The organism is Allosphingosinicella sp. (genome assembly GCF_035626655.1).
Taxonomy (GTDB): Bacteria; Pseudomonadota; Alphaproteobacteria; order Sphingomonadales; family Sphingomonadaceae; genus Allosphingosinicella.
In genome coordinates this window covers 50,569-67,564 of record NZ_DASPNF010000004.1, presented here as the reverse complement: position 1 = coordinate 67,564, position 16,996 = coordinate 50,569, and the positions used below count along the sequence as shown (strand labels likewise).

Below are 16,996 nucleotides of genomic sequence, written 5' to 3'. Positions count from 1 at the left end.
TGAAAGCCGGGTCATCTTAGCCCCGATCGCTCAGGCGCCAAAGGTCCTTTGCCACCAGCCGCGACGAGGCGTGCCGTCCTCGTCCTCGTCGCCCGCCTCAGCAGCGACCGGTTCGGCGGCTTGAGCCTCGGCGGCGGCTTCGGCGACCGCCTTCTTCGAGCGGCGACGCTTGGGCGGCGCGGCATCGTTAGCGGCCTCCGGGGCCGGCGCCTCGTCGGCCAGCGGAGTTTCGACGAACGCCTCGACCGGGGGTGCGGCCTCGGGCTCGGCCTTCTTGCGGCGGCCGCGCTTTGGCTTGGGCGCCTCTTCCTCGGCGACCGGCTCCGGCGCGGGCGCAGGAGCCGGCTCGGGCGCGGCGGCGGGCTCGGACGCTTCCTCGGCCTCGTCGCGCTTGCGGGCGCGCGGGCGGCGGCGGGTCTTGCGGGCGGGCTCGCCTGCCTCTTCCTCGGGCGCGGCGACCGGCTCGGCCGCGGGCGTCTCGACAGCCTCCTCGGTCTCGTCGGCCTCCCCGGCCTCGACGGGCTGGACCTCGCCCTCAGCGCCTTCCTGATCCCGGCGACGGCCACCACGCCGGCCACGGCGGCGGCGCCGGCGACGGCCTTCCCCGTCGCCCCGGTCCTCGCTGTCATCGCGCTCGTCGCCGGCCTCGCGATCGCCGCCTTCCTCGCGTTCGCCGCGCTCACCGCGGTCGTCCCGGTCCCGCCCACGGCCGCGGCCACGGCCCCGGCCCCGTCCGCGGCCGGAATCGCGGCGGGATTCCCCGGCCTCTTCCTCTTCTTCTTCTTCCTCTTCCTCGAACTCTTCCTCGACGAGGTCCTCCTCCTCGACGACCGGCGCACGCTCCGCGAGGCGCGGCCGCTCGGCCGGCGGCGGGCCGTGCGATTCGACGCTCATCCGGGCGCCTTCGAGATTGTCGTCGATCAGCACCTCGATGAGGACGCCGAAGCGGCTCTCCACCTCGGCGATCTCGGCGCGCTTCTTGTTGAGCAGGTAAACCCCGGCCTCGCGGCCCGCGCGCAGCACGATCCGGCTGCCGCGGCCGCGCCCGGCCTCATCCTCGAGCATGCGGAGCGCCGACAGGCCCGCCGAGGAGGCGGTGCGCATCAGCCCGCTGCCGTCGCAATGCGGGCACGGCCGGGTCGAAGCCTCGAGCACGCCGGTGCGCAGGCGCTGCCGGCTCATCTCCATCAGGCCGAAGGACGAGATCCGCCCGACCTGGATGCGGGCGCGGTCGTTCTTCAGCGCCTCCTTCATCGCCTTCTCGACCTTCCGGATATGGCCGGAGCTTTCCATGTCGATGAAGTCGATGACGATCAGGCCCGCCATGTCGCGCAGGCGCAACTGCCGGGCGATCTCGTGCGCCGCCTCGATATTGGTCGAGTAAGCGGTCTGCTCGATATTGTGCTCGCGGGTCGAGCGGCCCGAGTTGATGTCGATCGAGACCAAAGCCTCGGTCGGATTGATCACGACATAGCCGCCGGACTTCAGCTGCACGAGCGGCTGATACATGGCGCTGAGCTGGTCCTCGGCGCCGTAGCGCTGGAAGAGCGGGACCGGGTCGATATATTCGTTCACCCGCTTCACGTGGCTCGGCATGAGCAGTTTCATGAAGGCGCGGGCATCGCGATAGCCGCCGGCGCCCTCGACGATCACCTCGTCGATATCCTTGTTGTAGATGTCGCGGATGGCGCGCTTGATGAGGTCGCTGTCCTGGTAGATCAGGGCCGGCGCCTCGGACTTCAGCGTATTCTCGCGGATCTCGTCCCAGAGGCGGGCGAGATAGTCGAAGTCGCGCTTGATCTCGGTCTTGGTGCGCGACAGGCCGGCGGTACGGACGATGCAGCCCATGGTCGAGGGCAGCTGCAGCTCGGCCATGATCTGCTTGAGGCGCTTGCGGTCGGCTCCGTTGGAGATCTTCCGGCTGATCCCGCCGCCATGCGACGTGTTCGGCATCAGCACGCAATAGCGGCCGGCGAGCGAGAGATAGGTGGTGAGGGCGGCGCCCTTGTTGCCGCGCTCCTCCTTCACGACCTGGACGAGCAGCACCTGGCGGCGGCGGATCACGTCCTGGATCTTGTAGCGGCGGCGGAGATTCTGGCGCTTGCGGCGCAGCGTCTCGGCGGCGCTCTCCTCGGAGGCGCTCTCGGCCTCCTCGGGAGCGGGCGGCGGCGTGTCGTCCGCGACCTCCTCGTCGCCCTCATCGCCCTCGCCGTCGGCGGTGATCGTCTCGGCCTCGATCGGCTCCTCGTCGGATTCGATCACCTCGTTCTCATCGTCGTCCGCCTCGAGCTCGGCAGCGCGCAGGCGCTCCTCCTCGGCGGCGTGCTCGGCTTCCTCGCGGAGCAGGGCCTCGCGATCCTCCTTCGGGATCTGGTAATAATCGGGGTGGATCTCGCTGAAGGCCAGGAAGCCGTGGCGGTTGCCGCCATAGTCGACGAACGCCGCCTGCAGGGACGGTTCGACCCTGGTCACCTTGGCGAGATAGATATTCCCCTTGAGCTGCTTGTGCTCGGCGGACTCGAAATCAAATTCCTCGATCCGGTTTCCCTTGAGCACCGCCACCCTTGTCTCTTCCTGGTGGCGCGCGTCGATCAGCATGCGCATGGTCATTAAACAGTCTCCACGCGCGCAGCCTGCTCCCGAGAGTAAGCGGCGCGCGCTCGAATATGGACGGAGGCGCGGCGAAATCCGGCCGCGCGTCCAGTGTCCGGGTTGAAAGATAAAGCATTGCGTCTGCTGTCTGGGGCAGGCCCGTCACCGGGACGGGCCGACGTCCGCCAAGCCCGCCGTCGCCGGAAAGGCGGCGCGTCAGCCTGGAGGAAAAATGCCACATACAGCGTCAACCTAGCGGGCCGGCGAGGGACGCCGGCGCAATCTCATCGCGCCAGATGGCTGCGATTTGCCCGAGCTAGCATCGCCCATGCCCCGCGACAACCTCCGCAGGGGGAAAAGCGCGCTTTTTTCCGCGAATTTCCGCGGCCGGGGGCGCGGTGGCGGGTTTTTGCTTTGCCGTGAAAGGCCGGGGACGGCAAAGTGCGCGGCGATGGACTGGCTCCTCTATGCCCTGGTGGCCCTGCTCTGGCCGTCGCCGGCGCCGCCCGCGCCGCCGGGCCAGGGCGTGACCATCCCGCTCGATCCGCTCGCCAGCGACCAGAGCGGCCCGCTGCCGCGCGTGACGCCGGCGCGCGGTGACAATCCGCCGCTGGTCGTCATCGACGCCGGCCATGGCGGGCAGGATCCGGGCGCCGCCTCCCCCTTTACCGACCGGCCGGAGAAGGACATCACCCTCGCCATCGCGCTCGCGATCCGCGACGCGCTCGCCGCCTCGGGTCGGGTGCGGGTGGCGATGACCCGCGAGGACGACCGCTATTTGGTGCTGGAGGACCGCTATGCGATCGCGCGCCGGCTCGATGCGGACCTGTTCATCTCCATCCATGCCGACGCCGCGCCGGAGAACGACCGGGCGCGCGGGGCGACCATCTATACGTTGTCCGAGGTCGCCTCCGACCGCGAGGCGGCTTTGCTCGCCCAGCGGCAGAATGCGGCCGACCGGGTCGGCGGCGCGCGGATGAGCCCCGATCCCAACGTCAACCTCATCCTGATCGACCTCGCGCAGCGCGAGAGCATGAACGTCTCGGCCGAGTTTGCGCGCCTGCTCTACCGCGAGGCCGCGCCGGTCTTCCCGTTCCGGCCGGACTGGCACCGCTTCGCCGCCTTCATCGTGCTGAAGGCGCCCGACATCCCCTCGATCCTGTTCGAGAGCGGCTATCTGACCAACGAGACGGACGCGGCCTATATCGATTCCGCCGCGGGCCGGCGCGAGATCGCCGAGGGCATGCGCCGCGCGATCGAGGCGCATTTCGCCCGGCGCGGGCTGAGGCGCGGCGCAGGGGCCTGAGCCGCGCCGGGCCTCGCCGCAGCGGCCCACGCGCCCGCTTCACCTGCCAGCGCGCTTCGGCTAGACCCGCCCCGCCATGAGTGCAGACACGGCCAGCCAGCGTATCGTCCTTCGCCGCGGAGGCGGCGGATTCGGGAGCGGAGGCGGGGCTGTGTCCGGCGGCCGGCTGATGGCCGTCGCAACCGCGCCCTGGCGCCTGCTGCGCTGGATGTGGCGGCGCTGGTGGGGGAAGATCATCGTCCTGATCCTCGCCTCCCCCTTCATCCTCTATTTCCTGCTCTGGCTGATGTTCGCGCGCGGCCTGCCCTCGGCGGAGAGCCTGCTCCACTATCAGCCGGAGCTGCCCACCTATGTCCGCGACATCGACGGCAGCCCGGCGCAGGTCTTCGCCCGGGAGCGCCGCGTCCAGCTCGCTTATGGCGAATTCCCCGCGCCTTTGATCAACGCTTTCCTCGCCGCGGAGGACCGGACCTTCTTCAGCCATGGCGGCATCGACTATCCGGGCCTGGTCGGCGCGGTGATCGACTATGTTTCCAAGTCCGGCAGCGGCGACCGGGCGCGCGGCGGCTCGACCATCACCCAGCAGGTCGCCAAGATCTTCTTCGTCGGCGACGAATATTCGGTGACCCGCAAGATCCGCGAGGCCTTCCTCGCCCGCCGCATCGAGGCGACGCTGACCAAGGAGCAGATCCTCGAGCTCTACATGAACCAGATCTTCCTCGGCCGGAACGCCTATGGCGTACAGGCCGCGGCGCGGGCCTATTTCGCCAAGGATGTGGCCCAGCTGACCCTGGCCGAATGCGCCTTCCTGGCGGCGCTGCCGAAGAGCCCGTCCAATTACGATCCGGTCCGCCACCCCGAGGCGGCGCTGCAGCGGCGCAACTTCGTGTTGAGCGAGATGCTGCGGAACAATTTCATCACCCAGGCCCAGCATGACGCGGCGGTGGCGGAGCCGCTGCAGACGGCGCGCGGCGGCAGCCCGGATTCAGTCCGCAATGTCGGCGGCTATTATATGGAAGAGGTCCGCCGCACGCTGATCGCGCGCTATGGCGAGGAGGCGGCCAGCGGGCCGAACAGCGTCTATGCCGGCGGCCTCTGGGTGCGCAGCTCCTACGATCCGCGCATGCAGGAGGCGGCCGAGACCGCGCTGCGCGACGGCCTGCGCCGCTACGAGAGCGGCCGGGGCTGGCGCGACCCGGGCCTTTCCATCCCGCTCGACGGCTGGCGCCAGCGCCTCGCCGGCGCCGCGCTCGGCCCCGGCTATCCGACCTGGCGGGCGGCGGTGGTGCTCGCCAGGCAGGGCGGCGAGATCGAGCTCGGCTTTGCCGACGGCAGCCGCGGCACCCTCCCCGCCTCGCTCGCCGCCATGCCCAGGCGGGGCACCGCCACCGCCGCCTTCAACGCGCTCCGCCCGGGCGCGGTGATCGCGGTCGAACGGCAGGGCGAGAGCGGCAGCACTTATGCCCTGCGCTCCATTCCCGAAGTGTCGGGCGGCTTCGTCGCCGAGGAAGTCCAGTCGGGCCGGGTGCTCGCCATGCAGGGCGGCTGGGACGTGCGCGGCTCGGGCTTCAACCGCGCCACCCAGGCGCTTCGCCAGCCCGGCTCGACCTTCAAGCCGATCGTCTATTCGGCGGCGCTGGACGCGGGCATGACCCCGGCCTCGATCATCATCGACGGCCCGTTCTGCGCGAACAACAAATGCTTCCGCAATTTCTCCGGCGGCTATGCCGGCCCGCAGACGATGCGCTGGGGCCTCGAGCAGTCGCGCAACCTGATGACGGTGCGCACCGCCAACCAGATCGGCATGGCCAATGTCATAGAGCGGGCCCGCCAGATGGACGTCGGCGATTATCGCTCGACGCCCTATCTGCCGATCTCGCTGGGCGCCGGCGACACTACGGTGCTGAAGATGGTCAACGCCTTCGCCGTCTTCGCCAATCAGGGCCGCGCGCTGACCCCGACCCTGATCGACTATATCCAGGACCGGAATGGCCGCGTCATCTGGCGCGCGGACACGCGGCCCTGCGAGGGGTGCAACGCGCCGGACTGGAACGGCCGGCCGATGCCGCGGCCCCCCTTGCGCACCCGCCAGGTGGTCGACGCGATGACCGCCTATCAGATCGTCCACATGCTCGAGGGCGTCGTCCAGCGCGGCACTGCGACGATCCTGCGCGACCTGGGTCGGCCGCTGTTCGGCAAGACCGGCACGACCTCGGGGCCGACCAACGTCTGGTTCATCGGCGGCTCCCAGCAGGTGGTTGCGGGCGTCTATCTGGGCTTCGACCGGCCGCGGCCGATGGGCGGCTATGCGCAGGGCGGCACGATCGCGGCACCGATCTTCCGCCAGTTCGCCCGTACCGCCTTCGAGGGCATGCCGGTCATCCCGTTCCGCGCGCCGACCGGCATCCGCATGGTCCGGATCGAACGCCGCTCCGGCCAGCGCGTCTACGGCGCCTGGCCGACCAGCGATCCGCGCGCCGCGATCATCTGGGAGGCGTTCAAGCCGGAGAGCGAGCCGCGGCGGACCGTCGCCCGCGAGGTCGTCGACCCGGCCGCCCGCCGCGCCGCACCGACGCAGGCCAGCAATGCGAACGAGCGCCGCGGCGACAGCGATTTCTTGCAAAGAGAGGGTGGGATTTACTAACTCCCTCCTCCACCCACTCAAAGGACATCTCATGCGCGCCGAAGCGCAAGCCTCTATCGACCAGATCCGGTCGGCCCTCGATCTGTTGCGCCGCTTTCTCGACTGGGACCGCGCCCTGAAGCGCCTCGACGAGCTGAACGGGCGCGTCGAGGACCCTGGCCTGTGGGACGACCCCAAGGCGGCGCAGGCGGTGATGCGCGAGCGACGCCGGCTCGACGAGGCGATCGGCGCGACCCGCGCGATCGAGAAGGAGCTGGACGACACGGTCGAGCTGATGGAGATGGCCGAGACCGAGGGCGACGAGGGCTTGGTCGACGACGCCGTGAAGGCGCTGGCCGAGCTCGCGGAGCGCTCCGAGAAGGACAAGGTCGCGGCGCTGCTCGCCGGCGAGGCCGATGCCAACGACACCTATATCGAGGTCAATGCCGGGGCCGGCGGCACCGAGAGCCAGGACTGGGCGGAGATGCTGCAGCGCATGTACACGCGCTGGGCCGAGCGGCACGGCTACAAGGTCGAGGTGATCGACTATCATGCCGGCGAGCAGGCCGGGATCAAGTCGGCCACGCTCATGATCAAGGGCGAGAATGCCTATGGCTATGCGAAGACCGAGAGCGGCGTTCATCGCCTCGTCAGGATCAGCCCTTACGACAGCAATGCACGGCGCCACACCAGCTTCTCGAGCGTCTGGGTCTATCCGGTGGTCGACGAGAATATCGATATTGAGGTGAACGAGGCGGACCTCAGGATCGACACCTACCGGGCCTCGGGCGCCGGCGGCCAGCACATTAACACCACCGACAGCGCGGTCCGCATCACCCATCTGCCGACGGGAATCGTGGTCCAGTGCCAGAACCAGCGCTCGCAGCACAAGAATCGCGCGGAAGCCTATAACCAGCTGCGCGCCCGCCTCTACGAGAACGAGCTGCAGAAGCGCGAGGCCGAGGCCAGCGCGACCGCGGCCGCCAAGACCGACATCGGCTGGGGCCACCAGATCCGCTCCTATGTGCTGCAGCCCTATCAGCTGGTGAAGGATCTCAGGACGGGCGTCACCTCAACCTCGCCGACCGACGTGCTCGACGGGGATCTCGACCGCTTCATGGCCGCCGCCCTCTCGCAGCGCGTCACCGGCGAAAAGGTCGAGGTGGAAGATGTGGACTAGGGCGCTTCCCGTCCTGCTGCTGCTCCCGCTCGCCGCCTGCGGCGGGGGCGCGGCGAACAACCAGGCCTCGCCCTTCCCCGAGCCGCACCGGCCCGTGGCGCCGATCTCGTCGCGCTATCTCAACGAGGATTCCCGCGACCGGGTCGGCGAGTTCGAGACGGTCAGCCGCCTCGCCGAGGTCCGCGAGCGGATGTTCGTCGCCGATATCGGCGCGGGGGGCGGCTATTATACCGTGCGCCTGTCGCCTCTGGTCGGGGCGAAGGGCCGCGTGCTCGCCGAGGACATCGTCCCGCAGACCATCCAGACGCTCAGCCAGCGCATCACCCGCGAGCGGCTCGACAATGTCGCGATCCGCCTCGGCCAGCCGAACGACCCGCAGCTCCCCGGCCGCTCGCTCGACCGCATCTTCATGATCCACATGTATCACGAGATCGCGCGGCCCTCGGAGTTCCTCTGGAACATGCGCCCCTCGCTGAAGAGCGACGGCCGGGTGATCGTCGTCGATGCCGACCGCCCGACCAGCCAGCACGGCACCCCGCAGCGGCTGCTGGTCTGCGAGTTCAACGCGGTCGGCTATACGCTGACCAAGTTCGAGCGGCTGCCGGACAGCGAATCCTATTTCGCCCAGTTCGAGGCGCGCGGGCCCCGGCCGGAGCCTTCGGCGATTCCCGCCTGCAACCCCTGACGGGGACGATTTTCGATTGGAGCGGCGGCCCGAAGCGGCCATATCCGACTCCATGCAGCCCTATCTCGATCTCATGCGCCGCATCCTCGACGAGGGTGCCAGCCAGACCGACCGCACCGGCACCGGCACCTTGTCGGTGTTCGGCCACCAGATGCGCTTCGACCTGGCGAAGGGCTTCCCGCTCCTGACCACCAAGAAGCTCCACATCCGCTCGATCCTGATCGAATTGCTCTGGTTCCTGAAGGGCGACACCAATGTCCGCTGGCTGCAGGAGAACCGGGTCAGCATCTGGGACGAGTGGGCCGACGAGGCGGGCGAGCTCGGCCCGGTCTATGGCAAGCAGTGGCGGCGCTGGGAGACGGCGGACGGGCGCGAGATCGACCAGATCAGGGACCTGATCGCGCTGATCAGGCGCGACCCGGGCTCGCGCCGGCAGATCGTCTCGGCCTGGAATCCCGGCGATATCGGGCGGATGGCGCTGCCGCCCTGCCACCTGATGTTCCAGACCTATGTCGCGAACGGCCGGCTCTCGCTGCAAATGTACCAGCGCAGCGCCGACGTCTTCCTCGGCGTGCCGTTCAACATCGCGAGCTACGCGTTGCTCACGCACATGCTTGCCCAGCAATGCGGGTTGGAGCCGGGCGACTTCGTCTGGGTGGGCGGCGACTGCCATCTCTATTCCAACCATCTCGACCAGGCGCGCGAGCAGCTGGCCCGCGACCCGCGGCCGCTGCCCACCCTGCGCCTGCTCCGCCGCCCGACGGACATCACCGACTATCGCTTCGAGGATTTCGAGATCCAGGGCTACGACCCGCACCCGCACATCAAGGCCGAGGTGGCGGTGTGATCACCTTCTATCTCGCCCGCGCCGACAATGGCGTGATCGGGCTGGACAATATCATCCCCTGGTACATCCCGGGCGAGCAGCGCCGCTTCAAGGCGATGACGATGGGCAAGCCCATGGTCATGGGCCGCAGGACATTCGAGAGCTTCCCGGCCCCCCTGCCCGGCCGCCGCCATATCGTGCTGACCCGCAATCCCGCCTGGTCCGCGCCCGGCGCCGAGGTCGCGCATAGCCGCGAGGAGGCGATCGCCCTCGCCGGCGACGTGCCCGAGACCGCGGTGATCGGCGGCGCCGAGATCTTCCGCATGTTCGAGGAGCTCGCCGACGCGGTCGAGCTCACCGAGGTGCGGCTGTCACCCGAGGGCGACGCGGTGATGCCGCCCTTCGATCCGGCGCGCTGGCGCGAGGTCTCGCGCGAGGATTTCGAGACGCACAGCTTCGTCCGGCTCGAACGGGCTTCCCGCTAGCGCTGCCGCTTCCTATACGAGCCGGCATGGAGCGCCTGGACGGGAGCTCGACGGTTCCGGCGGCGTTTCGCGGCGGCATCGTCGCGCTCGGCAATTTCGACGGCTTTCATCGCGGCCACCAGGCGGTGGTCGGCCGCGCCGTCACCCGCGCCCATGCCGAGGGGCAGCCGGCGCTCGTCGCCACCTTCGACCCGCATCCGGTCCGCTTCTTCAAGCCCGATTTGCCCCCCTTCCGGCTGACCACGCTCGACCAGCGCCAGCGGCTGTTCGCGGAGGCCGGCGCGGACGCGATGCTGGTCTACCGGTTCGACGCCGAGCTCGCGGCCGTCACCGCGCCCGATTTCGTCGCCGACTATCTGGTGAGCCGCGCCGGCGCCGCGGGCGTGACGACCGGCGAGGATTTCACCTTCGGCAAGGGCCGCGGCGGCAATGTCGAGGTGCTGAAATTGCTCGGCCAGGCCAATCGCATCTCGGTCGATGCGGTGGCGGCGGTGGACGAGGATGGCGAGCCCGTCTCCTCCAGCCGGATCCGCGAGGCGCTGCAGGCGGGCGACTGCCGGGGCGCGGCACGCCTGCTCACCCGCCCCTTCGCGATCGAGGGAATGGTCGTGCATGGCGACAAGAGGGGTCGGACGATCGGCTATCCGACCGCCAATATCGCGCTCGACCGCTATTTGCGCCCGCGCTTCGGCGTCTATGCCGTGCGCGGCCTCCTGCCGGGCGGGCGCGTCGCGAACGGCGTCGCCAATCTCGGCACCCGCCCGATGTTCCACCCGCCCCGGGAGCTGCTCGAGCCCTATTTCTTCGATTTCGACGGCGACCTGTACGACCAGGTGATCGAGGTCGAGGTGATCGACTTCATCCGCGACGAGGCGGCGTTCGACGACCTGGAGACGCTGAAGGCGCAGATCGCGCGCGACCGCGAGGCGGCGAAGGCGATCCTCGCGCGATGACGGAGGTCCCGACCCTCCACACGCCGCGCCTGATCCTCCGCGCCCAGCGGCCGTCGGACACCGAACCGTTGATGGCCGCCTTTGCCGACGACGGCTATTCCCGCTTCATCACCCGCGAGCAACGCGGGCTCAGCCGCCTGGAGGCGTGGCGGCCAATCGCCACCGTGCCCGGCATGTGGGCGGTGAATGGCTACGGCCAGTGGATGGTCGACGAGCGCGCCACCGGGCAGCCCGTCGGCCGGCTCGGGCCCTGGGCGCCGGAAGGCTGGCCCGATTTCGAGATCGGCTGGTCGATCTTCCCGGCGCATTGGGGCAAGGGCTATGCCGCGGAAGGGGCCGCCGCGGCCTTGATCTGGGCGCACGAAGCCTTGGGCCGCGACCATGTCATCCACCTGATCGACCCGGCCAACCTTGCCAGCGAACGGGTCGCGCGCAAGCTCGGGGCGGCGATCACCGGCCAGTGGGACACCCCGCTGGGCGGCACCGTCAACATCTGGACAACGCGCTGGGACAGCTTCACGCAAACAGCGGTCTACAAGGATCATCGGTCGGCAGGGGCATGAGGAAATCCAGATATGCATTGATCGCGGTGGCGCTCGTCATCGTGACCCTGAGCCTGATCAACGCCTCCTGGCTGGCGGGCCGGCCCGCCGGCCGGCTGAGCCTGATCGCGCATCGCGGCAGCGGCCAGCCGATCGCGGCCGACGCGCCCGGCGACTGCAATGCGCGCCACGTCCGGCCGGGCCAGCACGGCAATCTGATCGAGAACAGCGCCGGCGCGCTGACCAAGGCGATGAGCGACGGCGCCAACGGGCTGATGCTCGACGTGCGCGCGACCAGCGACGGCCATGCGGTGATCTTCCGCGACGCCCGGCTCGAATGCCGGACCAACGGCACCGGAGCGGTCGCCGAGCGCGACCTTTCCTATCTGCGCACGCTCGACATCGGCTATGGCTACAGCCAGGACAATGGCCGCACCTTCCCGCTGCGCGGGCTTGCGATCGGCGCGATGCCGACCGTCTATGACGTGCTCCGCTCCTACCGGCGGGCGACCCTGATCTTCGACCTCGCCGATGCGCGCGCCGCGGACGCGACGGTGGCCGCCTTCCGGCAGGCCGGCGTCGAGATCGGGCCGGGCCACGGCTTTGCCGGCCCGCCCGCGGCCCGCGCCCGGCTGCGGCAGCTGACGCAGAGCGGGTTCGTGCTCGACAACCGGGCGAGCGAGGCCTGCATGGCGCCATATTACCGGACGGGCTGGCTCGGGACCGTCCCGGAGGCGTGCAACGGCACCACCCTGATCCTCTCGCGGCACGGCAGCTTCACGCTCTGGGGCTGGCCCTATCGCTTCCTCGCCCGGATGAGCGGCGCCGGCGCCCGCTTCTTCATCCCCGGCGACGGCACGGCCGGCGACCGCTGGGTCGGCCTCACCGAGCCCGAGCAGCTCGGCGAGGTGCCGCACGATTATACGGGGATGCTGCTGGTCGAGGACATGGAGAATGTCGGGCGGGCCTTGGTGCGTTGAGGCGTTCCTCCCCGCCCCTTCAGGGGGAGGGGATCGAGGGGTGGGGCGGGCGTACGAGCCACTCACCAGACTCACCTACCCCAACCCCTCCCCTGAAGGGGAGGGGCTTTGACTTATGCACCTCAGCCGCTAAGTCCGCCCGCAATGTCCGAAAAACCCGATTACCGCTCGACCGTCTTCCTGCCGAAGACGGACTTCCCGATGAAGGCCGGCCTCGCCCAGAAGGAGCCGGCCATCCTCGCGCGCTGGGCGAGCGAGGAGCTGTACAAGCGGCTGCGGGAGGCCCGCGCGGGACGCGAGCGCTTCATCCTGCACGACGGCCCGCCCTACGCCAATGGCGACCTCCACATGGGCCATGCCATGAACAAAATCCTGAAGGACATCATCGTCCGCTCAGCGAGCCTGCGCGGCTTCGATGCGCCTTACATTCCCGGCTGGGACTGCCACGGCTTGCCGATCGAGTGGAAGGTCGAGGAGGCCTATCGCAAGAAGAAGCAGGACAAGGACGAGGTCCCGGTCGACCAGTTCCGCGCGGAATGCCGGGCCTATGCGGAGAAATGGGTCGCGGTGCAGTCCGGGCAGTTCCAGCGGCTCGGCGTCATGGGCGAGTGGGACGATCCCTATCTCACCATGAAATACGAGGCCGAGGCGAAGATCTGCGAGGAATTGCTGAAATTCGCCGAGAGCGGCCAGCTCTACCGCGGCGCCAAGCCGGTGATGTGGTCGCCGGTCGAGAAGACGGCTTTGGCCGAGGCCGAGGTCGAATATGAGGACATCGTCTCGACCCAGATCGATGTGGCGTTCGAGATCACGGAGAGTCCGATCCCTGATCTGGTCGGCGCCCATGCGGTGGTGTGGACGACGACGCCCTGGACGATCCCGGTCAACCAAGCGATCGCTTACGGCCCTGACGTCGAATATTCGCTCCTGCACATCAACAGGATCGATCCGCCCGAGGGCGCGACACCTCGACCGGGGATGAGCCACATACTGGTGGTGAGCGCCTTGGCTGAAGCGGTTTGCAAGCGCTTGGGCATTTACAGCGAGGCGGTGGATTGGCGCGGCAAAGGCTCCGACCTCGCCGGCACCGTCGCCCGTCACCCGATGCATCATCTCGGCGGCTTCTTCGCGAAGCCACGCCCCTTCCTGCCCGGCGACTTCGTCACCACCGATGCGGGCACCGGCCTCGTCCATATGGCGCCGGACCATGGCGAGGACGATTTCCTGCTCTGCAAGGCGCACGGCATCGACCCGGTCTTCGCCGTCGAGGACGACGGCAAGTACCGGAACGACTGGCTCTGGCTCGGCGGGCTCGGCAGCGTCATCAACGCGAAGTTCAACGCGCCGGACGGGCCGATCTGCGCGGGCCTGCGCGAGGCGGGCGGACTGCTCGCGGCCAGCGCGGACTTCCAGCACAGCTATCCGCATTCGTGGCGGTCGAAAGCCAAGGTCATCTTCCGCTGCACCCCGCAATGGTTCATCCCGATGGACAGCCAGCTTCCCCTCCCCTTCAGGGGAGGGGATCGAGGGATGGGGGCTGCTGGCGGGACCGCGCAGGCTTCCGACATGCCCCACCCCAACCCCTCCCCTGAAGGGGAGGGGCTTGCCACGCTGCGTTCCACCGCCCTCAAGGCGATCGACGACACGCGCTGGGTCCCCGAGAAATCGCGCAACCGCATCCGCGCGATGATCGAGCAGCGCCCGGACTGGGTGATCAGCCGGCAGCGCGCCTGGGGCGTGCCGATAGCGCTCTACGTGAACAAGAAGACCGGCGAATATCTGAAGGACCCGGCGGTCAATTCGCGGATCATCCGCGCCTTCCACGAGGGCGGCGCCGACGCCTGGTTCAAGGCGGACCACCAGTCGCTGCTCGGCAACGGCTACAAGCTCGAGGATTACGAGCCGCAGAAGGACATTCTCGACGTCTGGTTCGATTCAGGCTCGACCCACGCCTATGTGATCGAGGCCCGCTATGGCGAGGGCGTGCGTGCCGACCTCTATCTGGAAGGCTCGGACCAGCATCGCGGCTGGTTCCATTCCTCTTTGCTGGAGAGCAGCGGCACGCGCGGCCAGGCGCCGTACAAAGGCGTGCTCACCCACGGCTTCGCGCTGGACGGCCAGGGCCGCAAGATGTCCAAGTCGACGGGCAACGTGGTCGATCCGCTGGCGATCATCCGCGACAATGGGGCGGACATCCTCCGCCTCTGGGTCGCCTCGACCGACTATTTCGAGGACGTGCGGATCGGCAAGGAGGTGCTCGCCGGCACGTCCGACGCCTATCGCAAGCTCCGCAACACCTTCCGCTATCTGCTCGGCGCGCTGGATGGCTTCGGCGACGCGGAGAAGGTGGCGCCGGCGGAGATGCCGGAGCTGGAGCGCTGGGTGCTGCACCGGCTCGCCGAGCTGGACGCGGAGCTGCGCGAGGCGGCGGAGGGTTATGAGTTCAACCGCTATGCGCGGGCGCTCATGGCCTTCGCCAATGACGATCTCTCCGCCTTCTTCTTCGATATCCGCAAGGACAGCCTCTATTGCGATGCCGCGGACGATCCCAAGCGGCGCGCCTACCGGACGGTGCTGGACACGGTGTTTCAGGCCCTGGTGCGCTGGTTGAGCCCGATCCTCTGCTTCACCACGGAGGAGGTCTGGCAGACCCGCTATCCGGCGCATGGCTCGGTCCACCTGCTCGAATGGCCGGAGATCGATGCCGGCTGGCGGGATCACGAGCTCAGCAAAAAGTGGACCGGAATCATCGCGCTGCGTGAAAGAGTCAACGAGGCGATCGAGCCGCTAAGACGGGAAAAGACAATCGGTTCGAGCCTCGAGGCTCGTGTCCGCTTTTCGGACATAGAGGCGATTCTTAGCGACATTCGCGATGATGACCTGGCCGAGTACTTCATCGTATCTGAAGTGCGGCCGGAAGCGGGTCTTGAGGGCGTGCTGATAGAGCGCACGGATAATCACAAATGCGGCCGCTGCTGGCGCCTGCTGCCCGAAGTGGTGGAGGATGGCGAACTCTGCGGCCGCTGCGAGGGGGTGGTGAATGGGTGACCTTGTCGACGCTCCGGCGGAGGAAAGGCCGGCGCCGGCGCCCGAGCCGGGCCTGTCCCCGGCGGACCGGCTGCGGCTGAAGGCGCTGCGCGCCCAGGCTCTGGTCATCGCCTTCCTGATCTTCGTCTTCGACCAGGCGGTGAAATGGGTGGTGACCTATCCGCTGAACCTGCGCGGCCAGCCGGAGTGGACGATCAAGATCACCGACTTCTTCAACCTGCGCTGGGTGGAGAATAACGGGGTCTCGCTGGGCCTGCTCTCGGCGAGCAGCTTCTGGGGGCGCTGGCTGCTGGTGCTGCTGACCGGCGCGATCGCCACCTTCGTCACCTTCTGGCTCTGGAAGGAGCGCAAGCGCACCGATTCGGTGGCGCTGGCGATGGTGCTCGGCGGCGCGCTCGGCAACATCATCGACCGGATCCGGCTCGGCTATGTCGTCGATTATGCCGATCTGCACTTCGGCGAGTTCAGGCCGTTTTTGGTCTTCAATGTCGCCGATGCCGCGATTACCATCGGCGTGCTGCTTTTGCTTGTGCGCGCGCTCCTGATGCGCGATGGCAAGGCGCCCAAGAAGGAAGTTTGATATGCGTAGCGCCGCCCGTCTCGTCCTGGCCCTCTCGGCCGCCACCCTCGTCGCCGGTTGTGCCGGCGGCGGCCCGTTCGGCCGCGGCCGCGGGCCCGACGAGTTCGCGGTCGCCCGCAGCGCCCCGCTGGCGGTGCCGCCCGATTTCGCGCTGACCCCGCCGCGGCCCGGCGAGGCCGAGAGCGCCGGCGCCCAGGATCCGCGCGCGCAGGCGCTGCAGGCCCTGTTCGGCGGCCCGCAGCCGCGCAGCGCAGTGGAGAACAACCTGCTCCAGCTCGCCCGCTCGGAGCGCGCCGCGCTCGGCGCCCGCTCGGTCGCCGGCGATCCGCAGACCGCGGTGGTGAGCCGCGGCACCCTGGTCCAGACCATCCTGCAGCTGCCGCAGGGCGACGGCCAGGAAGCGGCGGTTTCCGTCCCCAACTGACCGCGGCAAATCTCCCCGCGTCATTCCAGCGAATGCTGGAATCCCGTTTCCTGTTGCTCCGGCCACGGCAAAGGCACGGAGATCCCGGCTTTCGCCGGGATGACGGGGGGAGCCGTTAGCGCTTCATTAGGCATCCGGGCCTAGCCTCGGCGCCGATGACGCATCAGGCGCCGCCCTCTCCCGCGACGGCCGGGCCCGATCCCGGCCGCCAGATCGCGCGGCTGCGCGAGGCGCTGCGGCTGGTCGAGCGGCTTGCCGGCGAAACGCGCGGCCACGACCATGCGCTCGACGAGGCCGCGCGCATCTCGAGCGCCTATGACCTCGCCCTGCCGGTCGTGCAGCGCCGCTTCGAGGCGCTGGCCAACGAGACCGCACTCTGGGCGGCGGCCGGGGTCGAGGCCCTGCTCGCCGCGCCGGACGGGACGCCCTCCCGCGCCGCCGCCGCACGGCTCGCGCGGCAGCTCGACACCGCGCTCGCCGAGCTCGCCGCCTTGCTGCGCTAAGGCCTTGCATCGTTGAGCTGCCGTTATTGTCGATGAAAAGTAACTGGGGCCGGAACCTGATCTAGATCAAGACGTTTTTCGCGCCATGTCGGGGCGTAATACTTCCACCCGGGTGATGGCCGACCATTGCCGCGAGCTCGCTTTGTGGACGAGCGACGAGCGCACCCATCACATCCTCATGGAGATGGCCCGCGAGCTGGAGACCGAGGACGGTGAGAAGCCCGCGCCGGCGTCGGCGCCGCCGCCCCGCTCGCTGAGCTGATCCTCCG

General features: G+C 68.9%; 15 protein-coding genes. 14 read left to right on the top strand and 1 reads right to left on the bottom strand.

What is annotated here, in order from left to right; all coding sequences use genetic code 11:
* Nucleotides 1-30: 30 nt before the first annotated feature.
* Nucleotides 31-2,610 carry an Rne/Rng family ribonuclease gene (locus VEC11_RS02390; protein ID WP_464128790.1) on the bottom strand — a complete coding sequence of 860 codons (2,580 nt, stop codon included), beginning with the start codon at nucleotides 2,608-2,610 and terminating at the stop codon, nucleotides 31-33.
* A gap of 433 nt (nucleotides 2,611-3,043) precedes the next feature.
* On the opposite strand from VEC11_RS02390, the gene VEC11_RS02385 reads away from it, so the two are divergent.
* From VEC11_RS02385 to VEC11_RS02320, 14 genes are all read left to right on the top strand, one after another.
* Nucleotides 3,044-3,898, top strand: a complete 855-nt coding sequence (locus VEC11_RS02385; RefSeq protein WP_464128788.1) for an N-acetylmuramoyl-L-alanine amidase family protein — start codon at nucleotides 3,044-3,046, stop codon at nucleotides 3,896-3,898.
* Nucleotides 3,899-4,067: 169 nt separating this feature from the next.
* Nucleotides 4,068-6,542, top strand: coding sequence for a penicillin-binding protein 1A (locus tag VEC11_RS02380; protein WP_464128787.1), 2,475 nt, complete (start codon nucleotides 4,068-4,070; stop codon nucleotides 6,540-6,542).
* Between the two features lie 31 nt (nucleotides 6,543-6,573).
* Nucleotides 6,574-7,701: a peptide chain release factor 2 gene (prfB, locus tag VEC11_RS02375; RefSeq protein ID WP_464128785.1), complete on the top strand. Its 1,128-nt coding sequence runs from the start codon at nucleotides 6,574-6,576 to the stop codon at nucleotides 7,699-7,701.
* Nucleotides 7,691-8,386 carry a methyltransferase domain-containing protein gene (locus VEC11_RS02370; protein ID WP_464128784.1) on the top strand — a complete coding sequence of 232 codons (696 nt, stop codon included), beginning with the start codon at nucleotides 7,691-7,693 and terminating at the stop codon, nucleotides 8,384-8,386. The genes prfB and VEC11_RS02370 overlap by 11 nt, the downstream gene beginning before the upstream one ends.
* 52 nt (nucleotides 8,387-8,438) lie before the next feature.
* Nucleotides 8,439-9,233, top strand: coding sequence for a thymidylate synthase (locus tag VEC11_RS02365; RefSeq protein ID WP_464128782.1), 795 nt, complete (start codon nucleotides 8,439-8,441; stop codon nucleotides 9,231-9,233).
* Nucleotides 9,230-9,697, top strand: a complete 468-nt coding sequence (locus VEC11_RS02360) for a dihydrofolate reductase (RefSeq protein WP_464128781.1) — start codon at nucleotides 9,230-9,232, stop codon at nucleotides 9,695-9,697. The genes VEC11_RS02365 and VEC11_RS02360 overlap by 4 nt, the downstream gene beginning before the upstream one ends.
* Nucleotides 9,698-9,723: 26 nt before the next feature.
* Nucleotides 9,724-10,650: a bifunctional riboflavin kinase/FAD synthetase gene (locus VEC11_RS02355; protein ID WP_464128779.1), complete on the top strand. Its 927-nt coding sequence runs from the start codon at nucleotides 9,724-9,726 to the stop codon at nucleotides 10,648-10,650.
* Entirely contained in the window at nucleotides 10,647-11,213 is a 567-nt protein-coding gene (locus tag VEC11_RS02350; RefSeq protein ID WP_464128778.1) for a GNAT family N-acetyltransferase, read from the top strand. Before VEC11_RS02355 ends, VEC11_RS02350 begins: the two co-directional genes overlap by 4 nt.
* Nucleotides 11,210-12,172, top strand: a complete 963-nt coding sequence (locus VEC11_RS02345; protein ID WP_464128776.1) for a glycerophosphodiester phosphodiesterase family protein — start codon at nucleotides 11,210-11,212, stop codon at nucleotides 12,170-12,172. The genes VEC11_RS02350 and VEC11_RS02345 overlap by 4 nt, the downstream gene beginning before the upstream one ends.
* A 144-nt stretch (nucleotides 12,173-12,316) precedes the next feature.
* Complete coding sequence (ileS, locus tag VEC11_RS02340) at nucleotides 12,317-15,220, top strand: isoleucine--tRNA ligase (protein ID WP_464128774.1); 2,904 nt, start codon at nucleotides 12,317-12,319, stop codon at nucleotides 15,218-15,220.
* On the top strand, nucleotides 15,213-15,800 hold the full coding sequence (lspA, locus tag VEC11_RS02335) for a signal peptidase II (RefSeq protein ID WP_464128773.1): 588 nt from the start codon (nucleotides 15,213-15,215) through the stop codon (nucleotides 15,798-15,800). The genes ileS and lspA overlap by 8 nt, the downstream gene beginning before the upstream one ends.
* Nucleotide 15,801: 1 nt before the next feature.
* Nucleotides 15,802-16,224, top strand: a complete 423-nt coding sequence (locus VEC11_RS02330; RefSeq protein WP_464128772.1) for a DUF3035 domain-containing protein — start codon at nucleotides 15,802-15,804, stop codon at nucleotides 16,222-16,224.
* Between the two features lie 155 nt (nucleotides 16,225-16,379).
* Nucleotides 16,380-16,727: a hypothetical protein gene (locus VEC11_RS02325; RefSeq protein WP_464128770.1), complete on the top strand. Its 348-nt coding sequence runs from the start codon at nucleotides 16,380-16,382 to the stop codon at nucleotides 16,725-16,727.
* 85 nt (nucleotides 16,728-16,812) lie between these two features.
* Entirely contained in the window at nucleotides 16,813-16,989 is a 177-nt protein-coding gene (locus tag VEC11_RS02320) for a hypothetical protein (protein ID WP_464128768.1), read from the top strand.
* Nucleotides 16,990-16,996 lie beyond the last annotated feature (7 nt).

Coding starts and splice junctions, on each gene's coding strand:
- VEC11_RS02345 (WP_464128776.1), top strand. CDS start 11,210: ATGAGGAAATCCAGATATGCATTGATCGCGGTGGCGCTCGTCATCGTG.
- VEC11_RS02365 (WP_464128782.1), top strand. CDS start 8,439: ATGCAGCCCTATCTCGATCTCATGCGCCGCATCCTCGACGAGGGTGCC.
- prfB (WP_464128785.1), top strand. CDS start 6,574: ATGCGCGCCGAAGCGCAAGCCTCTATCGACCAGATCCGGTCGGCCCTC.
- ileS (WP_464128774.1), top strand. CDS start 12,317: ATGTCCGAAAAACCCGATTACCGCTCGACCGTCTTCCTGCCGAAGACG.
- VEC11_RS02325 (WP_464128770.1), top strand. CDS start 16,380: ATGACGCATCAGGCGCCGCCCTCTCCCGCGACGGCCGGGCCCGATCCC.
- VEC11_RS02355 (WP_464128779.1), top strand. CDS start 9,724: ATGGAGCGCCTGGACGGGAGCTCGACGGTTCCGGCGGCGTTTCGCGGC.
- VEC11_RS02380 (WP_464128787.1), top strand. CDS start 4,068: ATGGCCGTCGCAACCGCGCCCTGGCGCCTGCTGCGCTGGATGTGGCGG.
- VEC11_RS02320 (WP_464128768.1), top strand. CDS start 16,813: ATGTCGGGGCGTAATACTTCCACCCGGGTGATGGCCGACCATTGCCGC.
- lspA (WP_464128773.1), top strand. CDS start 15,213: ATGGGTGACCTTGTCGACGCTCCGGCGGAGGAAAGGCCGGCGCCGGCG.
- VEC11_RS02370 (WP_464128784.1), top strand. CDS start 7,691: ATGTGGACTAGGGCGCTTCCCGTCCTGCTGCTGCTCCCGCTCGCCGCC.
- VEC11_RS02385 (WP_464128788.1), top strand. CDS start 3,044: ATGGACTGGCTCCTCTATGCCCTGGTGGCCCTGCTCTGGCCGTCGCCG.
- VEC11_RS02330 (WP_464128772.1), top strand. CDS start 15,802: ATGCGTAGCGCCGCCCGTCTCGTCCTGGCCCTCTCGGCCGCCACCCTC.
- VEC11_RS02350 (WP_464128778.1), top strand. CDS start 10,647: ATGACGGAGGTCCCGACCCTCCACACGCCGCGCCTGATCCTCCGCGCC.
- VEC11_RS02390 (WP_464128790.1), bottom strand. CDS start 2,610: ATGACCATGCGCATGCTGATCGACGCGCGCCACCAGGAAGAGACAAGG.